Here is a 14,275-nt window from a genome sequence, read left to right on the forward strand (position 1 = left end):
CGTGCCTGAGGCATGACCACAGTCTGCTGCATTGCAGCATGCATGGCAAGCCGCATAACCCGACTCAGCAGTCGCTTCAATCGATACCACCATGCAACGCGGGCGGAGGTTGTCAGGTCAACTTCAGTGCGGCTTCAGTGCGCTTCTTCCCAGTTGGCGCCGCTGCCCACCTCGGCCACCAGCGGCACGCGCAACTGCGCCACCGTGCACATCAGCTCCGGCAGGCGCGCCTTCACCAGTTCCAGCTCATGCTCGGGCACTTCCAGCACCAGTTCATCGTGCACCTGCATGATCTGGCGTGTCTGCAGCCCGTCGCGCTCAAGCCAGCCCTGCACCGCGATCATCGACAGCTTGATCAGGTCGGCGGCCGTGCCCTGCATCGGCGCGTTGATGGCCGCGCGCTCGGCGGCCTGGCGGCGCGGGCCGCTGCCGCCGTTGATATCGGGCAGCCATAGCCGGCGGCCGAACACGGTCTCGACATAGCCTTGCTCGCGCGCGGTCTGCCGGGTTTCTTCCATGTAGTGCGCCACGCCGGGGTAGCGCATGAAGTAGCGGTCGATATAGTGCTTGGCCGCTTCGCGTTCGATGCCCAGGTTGCTGGCCAGCCCGAATGCGCTCATGCCGTAGATCAGGCCAAAGTTGATGACCTTGGCATAGCGGCGCTGCTCGCTGCTGACCGCGTCGCGCTCCACGCCGAAAATCTCGGCGGCGGTGGCGCGGTGGATGTCCTCGCCGTTGGCGAAGGCGCGCAGCAGGTTCTCGTCGCCCGAGATATGGGCCATGATGCGCAGCTCGATCTGCGAGTAGTCGGCCGACACGATCACGCTGCCCGGCTCGGCGATAAAGGCTTCGCGGATGCGGCGGCCTTCCTCGGTGCGCACCGGGATGTTCTGCAGGTTGGGGTCGGTCGATGCCAGCCGCCCCGTCACCGCGGTCGCTTGCCCGTAGCTGGTGTGCACGCGGCCGGTGCGCGCATTGACCATCTTGGGCAGCTTGTCGGTGTAGGTGGACTTGAGCTTCGCCAGGCCACGGTAGTCGAGCAGCAGCTTGGGCAGCGGGTAGTCCTCGGCCAGCTTCTGCAGCACCTCTTCATCAGTCGACGGTGCGCCGCTGGCGGTCTTCTTCACCACCGGCAGCTTCATCTGGTTAAACAGGATCTCGCCGATCTGCTTGGGCGAGCCCAGGTTGAACGGCTGGCCCGCGGCCTCGTAAGCGGACTGCTCCAGCGACAGCATGCGCTGCCCCAGTTCGGCGCTCTGCGCGGCCAGGCGTTCGGCGTCGATCAGCACGCCGTTGCGCTCGATCTTCTGCAGCACGACCGAGACCGGCATCTCGATCTCTTCGTACACATGGCGCAGCCCTGCGGCGCCTTCCACCTGCGGGATCATCTTGCGATGCAGGCGCAGCGTCACGTCGGCGTCTTCGGCGGCGTACTCGGTGGCGCGCGCCAGGTCGATCTGGTCGAAGCCGATCTGGCCGGCGCCCTTGCCGCACACTTCCTCGTAGGTGATGGTCTTCAGGTTGAGCAGCCGCTCGGCCAGGCTGTCCATGCCGTGGTTGCGGTGCGAGGCCAGCACGTAGCTCTGCAGCATGGTGTCGTGCGCCACGCCGCGCAGCGTCACGCCATGGTTGGCGAAGACGTGGATGTCGTATTTCAGGTTCTGGCCGAGCTTGGGGCGGCTGGCGTCTTCGAGCCAGGCGCGCATGCGCTCCAGCACGAATTCACGCGAGAGCTGCCCGTGCTCGGGCAGGCCGGCCACGTCCGGGCCGCGGTGCGCCACCGGAATGTAGCAGGCTTCGCCCGGCGTCGCCGACAACGAGATGCCGACCAGTTGCGCCTGCATGGGGTCGAGCGAATCGGTCTCGGTATCGATCGCCACCAGCGGCGCGGTCTCGATGCGCCGCATCCAGTCTTCCAGCATGCCCTGGGTGGTGACCGTCTCGTGGCGGATCTCGGTGGGAGCGCTCTCTTCCGTTGCCTGGACCACATTGTCGGCGGACGCGGCCGGCGCATCGAACAGGCCGCCCTGCGCCGGCGCCGCGGCCGCGCGGGCCTGCGCGCGTGCGTCGGGTAAGCGTTCGCCGGTGGCTTCGCGCAGCCAGGTCTTGAAGCCGTAGCGCTGGAAGAATTCGACCAGCTTGTCCTTGTCCTCGCCGATTTCGCGCAGCGCGTGGAAATCCGCCACGGCCTTGCTCAGGTCGCAGTCGGTTTTGACCGTGACCAGCTTGCGCGCCATCGGCAGCCAGTCGAGCGTATTGCGCAGGTTCTCGCCCACCACGCCCTTCATGCCCGGCGCGGCGGCCATCACGCCGTCGAGCGAGCCATGCTCGGCCAGCCATTTGACCGCGGTCTTGGGGCCCACCTTGGGCACGCCGGGGACGTTGTCCACCGCATCGCCGATCAGCGACAGGTAGTCGATGATGCGCTCGGGCGGCACGCCGAACTTGGCCGCCACGCCCGGGGGATCGAGCACTTCGCCGCTCATGGTGTTGACCAGCGTGACCTGGTCATTGACCAGCTGCGCCAGGTCCTTGTCGCCGGTGGATACAACGGTACGCACGCCCTGCTCGGTGGCCTGGCGCGAGAGCGTGCCGATCACGTCATCGGCCTCGACGCCGTCGACCACCACGATCGGCCAGCCCAGCGCGCGCACGGCTTCGTGGATCGGCTCGATCTGGCGGGCCAGGTCTTCCGGCATGGACGGGCGGTGTTCCTTGTAGGCCGGATACATGTCGTCGCGGAAGGTCTTGCCCTTCGCGTCGAACACGCAGGCGCTATACTCTGCCGGGTAATCGTTGCGCAGCTTGCGCAGCATGTTGATCATGCCGTAGATTGCCCCTGTGGGCAGACCCTCTCCATTCCTCAGGTCCGGCAGAGCGTGATAAGCGCGATACAAATAGCTCGATCCGTCGACGAGCAAGAGTGTTTTTGGACTATCCGACATTCCCATGGACTCAAAATTGACTGGTGCCGCTGCGGGCGGTGCTTCGACCGCCCCCCTTGCTGATCCGGATGTTTCCGATATTTCCGGCGATACCGTGCAACCCCCGCCGGAGGCAGCGTCCGAACACGCCGCAGCCGTAGCTGCCGCGGCCGATGCCGCCGCCGCTGGCCATCCGCCCGAAGTGGCCGCTCAGAAATCGGCAGAAGCAGCCGCCGCGGCGGCCGCACGCGCCAATCCGCGCAAGATGATCCCCAGCCTGCGTGCGCTGGCCGACGAAGACCGCGCTACCGCGAAGAAGGCGCGCGCATCGTGGCAAATGTTCACGATTATGGCAGAGTTCATCGAGGCGACCGAGTACCTCTCGGAGATCCGCCCGGCCGTGTCGATCTACGGCAGCGCACGCCTGCGCGAGGATTCGCCCTATTACCAGCGCACCATCGAGATCGCGCGGCTGTTCTCCGATGCCGGCTTCGCCGTCATTTCCGGCGGCGGTCCCGGCATCATGGAAGCGGCCAACAAGGGCGCGCACGCCGGCAAGTCGGCCAGCGTGGGCCTGAACATCGAACTGCCGCACGAGCAGCAGGGCAATCCCTACCAGGACATTGCCATGCGCTTCCGCCACTTCTTCACGCGCAAGGTCACCTTCGTCAAGAACTCCGACGCGTTTATCGTGATGCCGGGCGGCTTCGGCACGCTGGACGAGCTGGCCGAGGTGCTGACGCTGGTGCAGACCGGCAAGTCGCGCTCGGTGCCGGTGATCATGTTCGGCAGCCGCTTCTGGAAAGGCCTGCTGGACTGGTTCCGCTTCACGCTGCTGCCGATGGGCCTGATCGCCGAGCACGACCTCGACCTGATGAAGATCGTCGACGAGCCGCATGAAGTACTCGAAGCGGTCTACGACTACTACGAGCGCCGTGGCGGCGACAAGCCGATCCCGCCCAAGGAAGAGATGTTCTACCTGTAAGCGCACCGCCGGGCCCGGGCCGGCCGGCTTGCGCCGCAAGCCACGCGTCAGGCACACCGGGCGTTGCGCGGGTGCGCCGCGGGGCACGGCCCGGCCTCCGGGCACGGCAGAATTGCTAGAATGGAACCTGTCCGTTCTGCCAAGCCCGGCGCCGCCGGGTTGCAGCCAACCGCCGCATGCCGCGGCGTCGCCCGCCGCCCCTTGTTGCCCTTATGGAGCGCCGCGACGCCGCACAGGAGCCCCTGATGACCTCCCGTTCCACCCGGTCGTGCCGTTCTGCCCGGTCCGACGACCCTCTGCCCGCAGGCCTGCGCCTGATGGCCGCGGCTGCCGCCACATTTGCGCTGGCAGCGCCCGTGCTGGCCCAGGGCAACCAGGAAAGCAGCGCACTGTCGCAGCAGGAACTGAACCAGATCAACAACCAGCCGATCGCGCCGGCAGCCAAGACGCAGCTGAACCAGCCGCGCCAACCGAGCTTCCAGCTCAACGAGCGCGACGGCACGCAGGTGCGCGAGTACCGCGACAAGGGCCGGGCCACCGATATCCAGGTCAAGTCCGGCTTCGGCACCAAGTATGAGATGAGCAAGCCCGAAGACAGCTCGCCGCGGATCCGCGAGCACGATGTCAACCGCGTGCCCTCGGTCAACCTGAAGTTCTGACCACGCAAGCGCCCTGCCGCAGCGGCGGCGGGACGCTGACCCACGGCCCGGCGTGACCGGGCCGCGCCGGCCCTCCGGCAGTCATGCCGCGGCGGCGGCCTTTGTTTTGCCGCCGCTTTCCGATTCGCTTCACACAACGAGTATGGCCGTATTCACCACGGTCTCGCAGGACGAGATCGCCAGCTGGCTGCATGATTTCGACCTTGGCGAAGTGCGCGAACTGCGCGGCATCGCCTCGGGCATCGAGAACAGCAATTTCTTCCTTACCATGGAGCAGGATGGCCAGGCACGCCAGTACGTGCTGACCATCTTCGAGCGGCTGTCGTTCGCGCAGCTGCCTTACTACCTGCACCTGATGGCGCACCTGGCCGAGCGCGGCATCCGCGTGCCGGCGCCGATCCCGGCGCGCGACGGCGAGATCCTGCGCCCGCTCAAGGGCAAGCCCGCCACCATCGTCACCCGCCTGCCCGGGGCCTCGCAGCTGGCGCCGGACGCGCAGCACTGTGCCGAAGTCGGCGACATGCTGGCGCGCATGCACCTGGCCGGCCAGGACTACCCGCGCCGCCAGCCCAACCTGCGCAGCCTGGCCTGGTGGCGGCAGACCGAGCCCGAGATCCTGCCTTTCCTCGACGCCGGCCAGCGCAGCCTGCTGCAACAGGAAATCGCGCACCAGGCGGCGTTCTTCGCCAGCGCCGACTACGCCAGCCTGGGCGAAGGCCCGTGCCATTGCGACCTGTTCCGCGACAACGTGCTGTTCGAGGAAGACAGCAGCGGACGCCACCGCCTCGGCGGTTTCTTCGACTTCTATTTTGCCGGCAACGACAAGTGGCTGTTCGACCTGGCGGTCACCGTCAACGACTGGTGCATCGACCTGGCCAGCGGCGAACTCGACCACGCGCGGGCGCAGGCGATGCTGCGGGCTTATCATGCGGTCAGGCCGCTGACCGACACCGAGGCCGCGCACTGGCAGGACATGCTGCGCGCGGGCGCGCTGCGCTTCTGGGTGTCGCGGCTGTGGGACTTCTACCTGCCGCGCGAGGCCGACATGCTGCAGCCGCACGACCCCACTCATTTCGAACGCATCCTGCGCCGGCGCCTGGACGCCAGTCCCGCGCGCCCGCTTCCCTGGATCTGATCCGTCATGCAACTACTGGAAGTTCCTGCCAAGGAAGGCTACGTCTGGTTCCGCCAGGGTATCTGGCTGTTCCGCAAGAATCCGCTGACTTTCCTGATGCTGCTGTTCGTCTACCTGATCGCCGCGCAGCTGGCCATCGTGGTGCCGCTGATCGGCATCATCGCGCTGCTGGTGGTCACGCCGGGCCTGTCGGTCGGCGTGATGACCGCATGCCGCGATGTGATCCAGAACAAGCGCGTACTGCCCACCGTGCTGCTGGCGGGCTTTCGCGCCAACGGCAAGGAAGCCACGCGCAACCTGCTGGTGCTGGGCGGCATCTACGCCGGGCTGGTGTTCATGCTGGGGCTGATCGCCGGCGCCGTGGTCGACATGAGCGCGCTGGTGCCGATCGTGCTGAAGGAAGAAGCACCCTCGGCCGAAGCGGTGCGGCAGCTGTACTACGCGATGATGATCGGCGCCCTGCTGTACACGCCGATCGCGATGATGTTCTGGTTCGCGCCGCTGCTGGCGGCCTGGCACGGCGTGCCGCCGGTCAAGGCGCTGTTCTTCAGCTGGACCGCGTGCTGGCGTAACCGTGGCGCGTTCTTTACCTACATCGTGCTGTTCGCGATGCTGCTGGTGGCGATCCCGTTCTTCCTGGAAGCGGTGTTCAGCGCGTTCGGGGCGGAGACGGTGCTGTCGTTCCTGGTGACGCCGTATTCGCTGCTGATGCTGGCGATCCTGTATTGCTCGTTCTATGCGACGTACCGCGGGTGTTTCAACGTGACGCCGCCGGGGGTGGAGCCGGCCGCGCCGGTGGTTTAAGTCCGCATTTTCAGCGCTGATGGTTTGCTCCCTCTCCCGCTTGCGGGAGAGGGTTGGGGTGAGGGCCGGTGTATCGACGAAGTGCAAGCTGTCGAAATTGCCGGCGCCCGCCCTCACCCCCGGCCCCTCTCCCGCAAGCGGGAGAGGGCAGCATACCGGCGGCAAACACGCACACAATTACTCCCCAAACGTCTTCACCATCGCGTCCGCCGCCATCCGCAGGTCGGGCACGAATCCCATCAGCCGGTCCATCGTCATACGCGCCAGCGGCGCCTGCACCGCGATCGCCGCGCACGCGCGGCTGCGGTTGCGCATCACCGGCACCGCCACCGCAATCATCCCCTCAAGGTTTTCCTGGTTGTTGATGCCCAGGCGCCGCCGCCGCGTCTCTGCCAGCTCCGCGTGCAGTGCGGCAGCGTCGGTGATGGTACGAGCCGAATGCGCGCGCAGCGGCAGATTGGCCACCAGACGCTCGCGCTGCGCGCATGGCAGGAATGCCAGCAACAGCTTGCCGCTCGCGGTGCAGTGCAGCGGCACGCGCGAGCCCGGCTGCAGGTGCATGCGCAGCGGCCATTGCGTTTCGACTCGGTCCAGATAAACCACGTCGTCGCCAGACAACATGGTCAGGTTGCAGGTCTCGCCAACCTTGTCGACCAGCTGCTGCAGGATCGCGTGCCGTGCCGCCGCCGGCCCCGCCTGCATCAGCACGTTGACCGCGAGCTGGCGCACGCGTGACGAACATTCATAGCCGGGGCTGCCCGCCGTGCGCGATACCAGCCAGGTGCTTTCCAGCTGCTTGAGGATGCGGTGGACGGTCTGCTTGGGTAAGCCGATCTCCTGCACGATGGCCGACAGCGGCATGGGCCCGTCGGCTGCGGACAGGATCTCCAGGATGCGGAAGGCGCGCACCGCAGCGGCGTTCGAGTGATTGCTCATGGATGCAATTTAGCGGATTCCGGGACACCCTGGCGTCCCGAAATCTGCATTACCGGTTGCAGCCCGCAGTCGTGCTCGCGAAAGCGCACAAATTGGGACGGCATGCCTGTCTGGGTTCACTAGATTCGATCCGGGGCCGCCGCGGCGGACCTACCCGATCCAACCCCGGAGCCGAATCCATGAGTGTGCAGATACTGCAGCGCCAGCAGTCCCACCCCACCGATGTGCCCGTGCTGGAAGACCAGCTCGATGCGATCGTGGCACGCGCCCGGCAGGCGCAGCGCGCGTTCGCGTGTGCCGGCCAGGCCACCGTCGACACCGCCGCGGCCGCCGCCGCGTGGGCCATCATGGAGCCAGCGCGCAACCGTCAGCTGGCCGAGCGTGCCGTGGCCGACACCGGCCTCGGCAACGTCGACGACAAGATCCGCAAGAACCATCGCAAGACACTGGGCCTGCTGCGCGACCTGCACGGACGCAAGACCGTCGGCGTGATCGCACGTGACACGGCCACCGGCATCACCGAGATCGCGCGGCCAGTCGGCGTGGTCGCTGCGATCACGCCGTCGACCAACCCCGGGGCGACGCCGGCCAACAAGATCATCAATGCGCTCAAGTGCGGCAACAGCGTGGTGGTCGCGCCCTCGCCCAAGGGACAGGGCACGTGCGAGCTGCTGCTGTCGTTCATCCACGCCGAGTTCGCGCGCGCCGGCCTGCCTGCCGACCTGGTGCAGATGCTGCCCGCACCGGTGTCGAAGGCATCCACCGCCGAACTGATGCGCCAGGCCGACCTGGTGGTTGCCACCGGCTCGCAGGCGAACGTGCGCATGGCCTACACCTGCGGCACGCCCGCGTTCGGCGTCGGGGCCGGCAACGTTGCCGCCATCGTCGATGGCAGCGCGGCGCTGGCCGATGCGGCGGCAAAGATCGTCCGCTCCAAGACCTTCGACAACGCCACCAGCTGCTCGTCGGAGAACAGCCTGGTGATCCACGACGCGGTCTACCAGCCCATGCTCGAAGCGCTTGCCGCCGTCGGCGGCGTGCTGCTCACCGCGGAGGAAAAGGCCCGGCTGCAGGCGCTGATGTGGCGGCATGGCAAGCTCGCCGGCGACATGACCGGCCAGAGCGCGCTGCGCATGGCCGAGTTGGCGGGCCTGGCGCGCGTGCGTGCGCTGCAGCCGACCATGCTGCTGGTGCCGGAGACCGGCGTCGGCAGCAACTATCCCTTCTCCGGCGAAAAGCTCTCGCCGGTGCTCACGCTCTATCGCGCCGCCGATTTCAACGCCGCAGTGGCGCGCGTGGCGAGCCTATACGACTACATGGGCGCAGGCCACTCGGTCGGGCTGCATACGGCCGATCCGCAGCAGGCGCTGCAACTCGGGCAGGAACTGCCGGTGGCGCGCGTGATCGTGAACCAGGCGCATTGCTTCGCCACAGGCGGCAATTTCGACAACGGCCTGCCCTTCTCGCTGTCGATGGGCTGCGGCACCTGGGGCGGCAACAACTTCTCGGACAACCTCGGCTGGCGGCAGTACCTCAACATCACCCGCATCGCAGAACCGATCGCCGAGCGCGTGCCCGACGAGCGCGAGCTGCTGGGCGACTATTTCGCGAGGGTCGGCCAATGAACGCGCGCATCCGCCCCGAAGTGCTCGACACCGTGGCCACACTGCTGGCCGCCCGTGCCGCGCAAGCCCCCGACAAACCCTACCTGCTGTCTCCCGACAGCGGCCGCGCGCTCAGCTTCGGCACCCTGGCTGCCGACGCCGATGCGCTCGGCCGCCGCTACGCCGAGGCCGGCCTCGTCAGTGGACAGACGGTGTCGGTGTACCTGCCCAACGGCGAGCAGACCGCGCGGCTGCTGCTTGGCACCATGGCGTGCGGTCTGGTGGCCAATCCGATCAACCTGCTGTGCCAGCCCGCGCAACTGCGCTACATCCTCGGGCACTCCGACACGCGGCTCGTTTTCACCTCGCCCGAAGGTGAAGCCGCGATCCGCACGGCGCTGGCCGAAGCCGGCGTCGAGGTGCCAGTGGTGGTCACCGCGCCGGACGGCAGCGTGTTGCCCGCGCTGCCGGAAATGGAGCCCGGCGCAGCTCCCCTTCCGCCACCGCAGCCCCACCACCCGGCGCTGCTGATGTACACCTCCGGCACCACGGGCACCCCCAAGGGCGTGCTGCTGACCCACCGCAACCTCGCCGCCAACGGCGCCAGCGTCAGCCGCGAGCATGCGCTCGGCGCGGGGGATCGCGTGCTGGCCACGCTGCCGCTGTACCACATCAACGGGCTGGTGGTGACCGCAATCGCGCCGCTGGTGCACGGCGGCTCGGTGGTGATGCCGATGCGCTTCTCGGCCAGCGCGTTCTGGCACGACATTGCCCGCCATGGCTGCACCTGGCTCAACGTGGTGCCGACCATCATCGCCTACCTGCTCAACGATCCCGACGGCCGTGCGCCGGCCGGCGTGCGCTTCTGCCGCTCCGCCTCCGCCGCGTTGCCGCCCGAGCACCATCGCGCGTTCGAGCAGCGCTTCGGCATCGGCGTGATCGAGACCATGGGCATGACCGAGACCGCGGCACCGGCGTTCAGCAATCCGCTCGACCCGCAGCAGCGGCGCATCGGCAGCATCGGCCGGCCCTCCGGCATGCAAGCGCGCGTGCTCGGGCGCGACGGGCAACCACTGCCCGACGGCGAGATCGGCGAGATCGTGCTGCAGGGCGAGAGCGTGATGGCGGGCTACTACAAGGCCCCCGACATCACGCGCGAGGCCTTCACGCCCGACGGCTGGCTGCGCACCGGCGACCTCGGCTACCGCGATGCGGAGGGCTACTTCTACATCACCGGCCGCGCCAAGGAACTGATCATCAAGGGCGGCGAGAACATCGCGCCGCGCGAGATCGACGAAGCGCTGCTGCGCCATCCCGGCGTGCTGGAAGCGGCGGCCGTGGGCGTGCCCGACCCGGCCTACGGGCAGGAGATCGTCGCCTTCATCGTCAGGCGCGAGGCCGTGGCCTGCGACGACGCGGCGCTGCGCGCGCACTGCCTGCGCGAGCTGGGCCGCTACAAGACGCCGAGGGAATTCCGCTTCATCGCGGAATTGCCGCGCGGGCCCTCCGGCAAGGTGCAGCGGCTGAAGCTGCTGGACCCTGCCTGACCTGACGCCTCTTCCCTTCCCCCAACCCTCGCCAAGGAGCCCAATCACCCGCCACCACGATTTCCGGAGACACATACAGAGACACACAGCTGTTTGCTCAAGGACGGGGCAGCGCGGCCAGGACTTACCACTGGCGCGCCCCTGACGAGCCGCAAGCGCATGGCAATGGACCATGCGCCGGCCGCCGCCCCGTTAACACCACGCGCGCCCGCCGCGCATAGGAGGTGGTTATGCAGCAACGCATCAAGACCCGGCACATGATCCTCGGCGTTATGTGCCTGATGTATTTCATCGCCTATATCGACCGCGTCAACATCTCGGTTGCCGCCCCGCTGATCCGCGAAGAGATGGGGCTAACGTCCTCGCAGCTGGGGCTGGTGTTCTCGGCCTTTGCCTACCCCTATGCCGCCATGCAGATCCTCGGCGGCTGGATGTCCGACAAATTCGGGCCGAAGAAGGTGCTGATCGTGCTGTCGCTGATCTGGGGCGTGGCGACGGTGCTGACCGGCTTTGCCGGCAGCGTGATGATGCTGGTGGTGCTGCGCTTCGTGCTGGGCATCGGCGAAGGCGGCGCGTTCCCGACCGCCACGCGCGCCTTCACCTACTGGATGCCGGTGGCGGAACGCGGCTTCGCGCAGGGCATTACGCACAGCTTCGCGCGGCTGGGCGGCGCGATCACGCCGCCGATCGTGCTGGCCATCGTCGCCGCGGCGGGATGGCGCGAGGCCTTTGTCGTGCTGGGTGTGGTGAGCCTGGGCTGGACCGTGCTGTACGCGATGATGTTCAAGGACTCGCCCGACAAGCACAAGCGCGTCACCCCGGAAGAACTGCAGGAGATCGGCTACCGGCGCGGCGATTCGCAGCAGGCGGCCAAGGCGCCCACGCCGTGGCGGCGGCTGTTCCGGCGCATGTGGCTGGTGACCTTCGTCGACTTCTGCTACGGCTGGTCGCTGTGGGTCTACCTGACGTGGCTGCCGTCGTACCTGAAGGAAGCGCGCGGTTTCGACCTGAAGCAGCTGGCGCTGTTCACCGCGCTGCCACTGATGGCGGGGGTGGTCGGCGATACGCTCGGCGGCGTGCTGTCGGACCGCATCTACCGGCGCACCGGCAACCTGCGCCTGGCGCGCGGCGCGATCCTGTTCGTGGGGCTGGCCGGCTCGTTGATGTTCATCGCGCCGATGACCTTCACCGCCGATGCCGTCAACGCCGTGATTCTGCTGTCGCTGTCGTTCTTCTTCCTGGAGCTGACCAATGCCGTGCTGTGGAGCCTGCCGCTGGACATTGCCGGCAAGTACGCCGGTACCGCGGGCGGCATGATGAACACCGGCTTCGGGCTGGCCGGCATGGTGTCGCCGGTGGTGTTCGGCTACCTGATCGAGCGGACCGGCAGCTATGACCTGCCGTTCATGATCTCCGGGGCGTTGCTGGGCGTCGGCGCGGTGGCGTCGCTGTTCATCAATCCCTTGCTGACCGTGGACAGTCCCGAGCCCAAGACCGGCGAAGTGCGGCACGCCCTGTCCTGAGCTTGCGGAACCAGTCGCCGCCCCAGGCGTTGTCGCGTTCGTGGCGGCGCACGCCGCCATAACTCTGCACCGCCGGCGTCAGCCACTTGACCGCTTCTTCGGGCAATTGCTCGAAGAAGCGCGAGCGCCTGGCACGGCGTGCCACCGGTCAAGGTGCTGTTCTTCAGTTGGACCGCATGCAGGCGCAACCGAGGCGCGTTCTTTACCTACACCGTGCTGTTCGCGATGCTGCTGGTGGCGACCCCGTTCTTCCCGAAAGCGGCGTTCAGGGCGTTCGGAGCGCAGACGTTGCTGTCGTTCCTGGTGACTCGATCAAGGAACGTGTTCCCTTAAACACGGGCACCGGTACATCCCATTTCCCTATACTCTCGTGTACCGACCTGTCGCATATGACGTTCACATGTTCACCGGCACGCCCCCGGTGCTTGTCCAGCCATGCCGATCTCAATGGAACGGCACAGCGAGGCACCAGAGTCTTTGCGTTCGGATCAGCGACCACGTAATGGCTACCGTGCTCGGCATTCCATTTCTTTACAAAGGCACGCGCCTCCTCCCTCACCTCATACAGTCCTTGCACATTACCGCGGGTTCTATCGGCATCGATGACTGTCTTGGGTAGGCCTTGAGCCGCGGCGCACCCTGCCCCTAATAGAAGCAGGCTCAAAGCCCTACTCAATCGCGATGACCCCAACATATTTGCCCTCGGCATCGAGTCGATTTGAAATCAAATATTTGTACAGGCTTTCCCACATCTCCAACTGGTACATCGTCACACAGCCCTCCGACAAATGTCCAACATGTACGAAATTGCTGTAATTGGTGGGTGCATACTCCACCAGGAACCATACCGTATGATAATTTACACCGTAGAACGCTGTTGCACTGGCGCTTCCGGCTGCCTCAGGGGCGCGGATTTTATAAGTCCCCTTTGGTAGTGGCTTTGAATGTTTAATCCCTATTTCTTGTCGCGTCTGCGAATCAAATTCCCTGAAGTCGACATCCGAATCCAGAGTAATCGTGGCTTTTTTACCATCAAAATAAAGCACCGCAAGCAGTTGGTTACTGGAATCACCCCTCTTGTCGGAGTGGAGTAATTTTCTGCCCTGGATCTTTGCAACCAGCTTCGCGCCGGCCCCGCGCGTCGATGAAATCAGGCATCTTTCTTTGTATTCACCCTTGAGGCTCGCGAGCTTTCCTTTGTAGCGCCCTTCAAGGACCGTGAAATAATAGCGACGGTCCTTCGTCCCCACCCCAGATACCTTCACGAACTCCGGGACAGTGACAATCCCTTCATCTACACGAATCGCAAGCCATCCGCTCTGGTCAATTGATTTCGTGTAAAGCACCTTGTGAAGTGAATCCTGAACACTTCCGCTGTTGCTATTACTTGTTCCGGTTGGTCTTTGAGCCATGCGCTATTCCTCAAAGTGACCAAGATGGACGATAAGGGGCTCGGGCTCGATAGTGTAGTAGCGACGCGTCCTTCCTTGCTCATCAGTGATGCCGCGCACCATAGCTCCATCCTTAAATTCAATGGTGTACGGCATCGCCGCAAAGATTTCGCATGTATCGTGATCCCTGAGAATGAATTGCTCGTCGTAATCGCCATAGCCAAAAGAACTATCGGAACTGCAGGCGGCAGGCTGAGCGCCTGAGCCCTTGCGGTTGACCTCAATGGTGAAACCTGTTTGCGAGTGGAGCACGACAGGGCGATTTTGGCATCTGCAATGGACGCGCGCACCGCTCACCAGCACTTGTTTTCCACCTATGTCGAAGGCGGGATAACAGTCGTTCTTGACCGTACCGCCCGCCTTGCATGCCGGGCATGTCGCATAGTCGCCTTCGACGCCAATGGTCGTGTCATGGTGAAAGACACTGCGGCCGCTACCGATGAGTATTCCGCCTGTACTGGTGTGATCGCCATTTTTCAGCGCAAAGCGCATATCAGCCATGCAAGCGTCTCCCGTTTCGACACAAGGAACCGGACCGCTTATCAAGGGACCGGTAGTGACAGAGGGATGCAAATCCTCCGCCGCAAACGAGAGTGTCAGATAGTGCGCGAATGCGTTATCAGAGGGTTCCTAATTTCGTCGGCGATTCTTCCAAAACTTCCGAGCACCCCGCAATATGAACAAGCGAGCTGACCGACACAAAAAGG

General features: G+C 65.5%; 11 protein-coding genes and 1 pseudogene. 8 read left to right on the plus strand and 4 right to left on the minus strand.

Translation table 11 applies throughout. The features are described 5' to 3' along the window. Positions 1 to 134: 134 nt before the first annotated feature. A complete protein-coding gene (gene polA / locus VSR71_RS02180; RefSeq protein ID WP_342912298.1) occupies positions 135 to 2,945 on the minus strand; it encodes a DNA polymerase I in 2,811 nt (936 codons plus the stop codon). Between the two features lie 4 nt (positions 2,946 to 2,949). Between polA and VSR71_RS02185 the strand changes: the two genes are divergently transcribed. The 4 genes from VSR71_RS02185 to VSR71_RS02200 all read left to right on the plus strand — a co-directional run bounded on the left by VSR71_RS02185 (position 2,950) and on the right by VSR71_RS02200 (position 6,507). Further along, a complete protein-coding gene (locus VSR71_RS02185; protein WP_342912299.1) occupies positions 2,950 to 3,909 on the plus strand; it encodes a TIGR00730 family Rossman fold protein in 960 nt (319 codons plus the stop codon). Positions 3,910 to 4,154: 245 nt separating this feature from the next. Beyond that, on the plus strand, positions 4,155 to 4,568 hold the full coding sequence (locus VSR71_RS02190; RefSeq protein WP_342912300.1) for a hypothetical protein: 414 nt from the start codon (positions 4,155 to 4,157) through the stop codon (positions 4,566 to 4,568). 142 nt (positions 4,569 to 4,710) lie between these two features. Beyond that, positions 4,711 to 5,703 (plus strand): homoserine kinase, encoded by a 993-nt coding sequence (locus VSR71_RS02195; RefSeq protein WP_342912301.1) that lies wholly within the window; start codon positions 4,711 to 4,713, stop codon positions 5,701 to 5,703. A gap of 6 nt (positions 5,704 to 5,709) precedes the next feature. Continuing rightward, positions 5,710 to 6,507, plus strand: a complete 798-nt coding sequence (locus VSR71_RS02200; protein WP_342912302.1) for a BPSS1780 family membrane protein — start codon at positions 5,710 to 5,712, stop codon at positions 6,505 to 6,507. 177 nt (positions 6,508 to 6,684) lie between these two features. Here the strand turns inward: VSR71_RS02200 and VSR71_RS02205 are convergent, their stop codons facing one another. Next, complete coding sequence (locus tag VSR71_RS02205; protein WP_115661522.1) at positions 6,685 to 7,443, minus strand: IclR family transcriptional regulator; 759 nt, start codon at positions 7,441 to 7,443, stop codon at positions 6,685 to 6,687. A gap of 179 nt (positions 7,444 to 7,622) precedes the next feature. Between VSR71_RS02205 and sauS the strand changes: the two genes are divergently transcribed. The 4 genes and pseudogenes from sauS to VSR71_RS02225 form a co-directional block, all read left to right on the plus strand. Next, a complete protein-coding gene (sauS, locus tag VSR71_RS02210; protein WP_342912303.1) occupies positions 7,623 to 9,068 on the plus strand; it encodes an acylating sulfoacetaldehyde dehydrogenase in 1,446 nt (481 codons plus the stop codon). Further along, positions 9,065 to 10,594 carry an acyl--CoA ligase gene (locus VSR71_RS02215; protein WP_342912304.1) on the plus strand — a complete coding sequence of 510 codons (1,530 nt, stop codon included), beginning with the start codon at positions 9,065 to 9,067 and terminating at the stop codon, positions 10,592 to 10,594. Before sauS ends, VSR71_RS02215 begins: the two co-directional genes overlap by 4 nt. A gap of 230 nt (positions 10,595 to 10,824) precedes the next feature. Then, positions 10,825 to 12,117 (plus strand): MFS transporter, encoded by a 1,293-nt coding sequence (locus tag VSR71_RS02220; protein WP_342912305.1) that lies wholly within the window; start codon positions 10,825 to 10,827, stop codon positions 12,115 to 12,117. Between the two features lie 123 nt (positions 12,118 to 12,240). Next, positions 12,241 to 12,426, plus strand: a pseudogene (locus VSR71_RS02225) (BPSS1780 family membrane protein); the annotation flags it as partial. A 359-nt stretch (positions 12,427 to 12,785) separates the two neighbouring features. Here the strand turns inward: VSR71_RS02225 and VSR71_RS02230 are convergent. Together VSR71_RS02230 and VSR71_RS02235 are read right to left on the minus strand one after the other, a co-directional pair. Then, positions 12,786 to 13,529, minus strand: coding sequence for a hypothetical protein (locus VSR71_RS02230; RefSeq protein ID WP_342912306.1), 744 nt, complete (start codon positions 13,527 to 13,529; stop codon positions 12,786 to 12,788). A gap of 3 nt (positions 13,530 to 13,532) precedes the next feature. After that, the gene (locus VSR71_RS02235; protein WP_342912307.1) at positions 13,533 to 14,069 is read right to left on the minus strand and encodes a PAAR domain-containing protein; all 537 of its coding nucleotides are present in this window, start codon (positions 14,067 to 14,069) and stop codon (positions 13,533 to 13,535) included. Positions 14,070 to 14,275 lie beyond the last annotated feature (206 nt).

Source organism: Cupriavidus oxalaticus (genome assembly GCF_038900635.1).
GTDB lineage: Bacteria > Pseudomonadota > Gammaproteobacteria > Burkholderiales > Burkholderiaceae > Cupriavidus > Cupriavidus oxalaticus_B.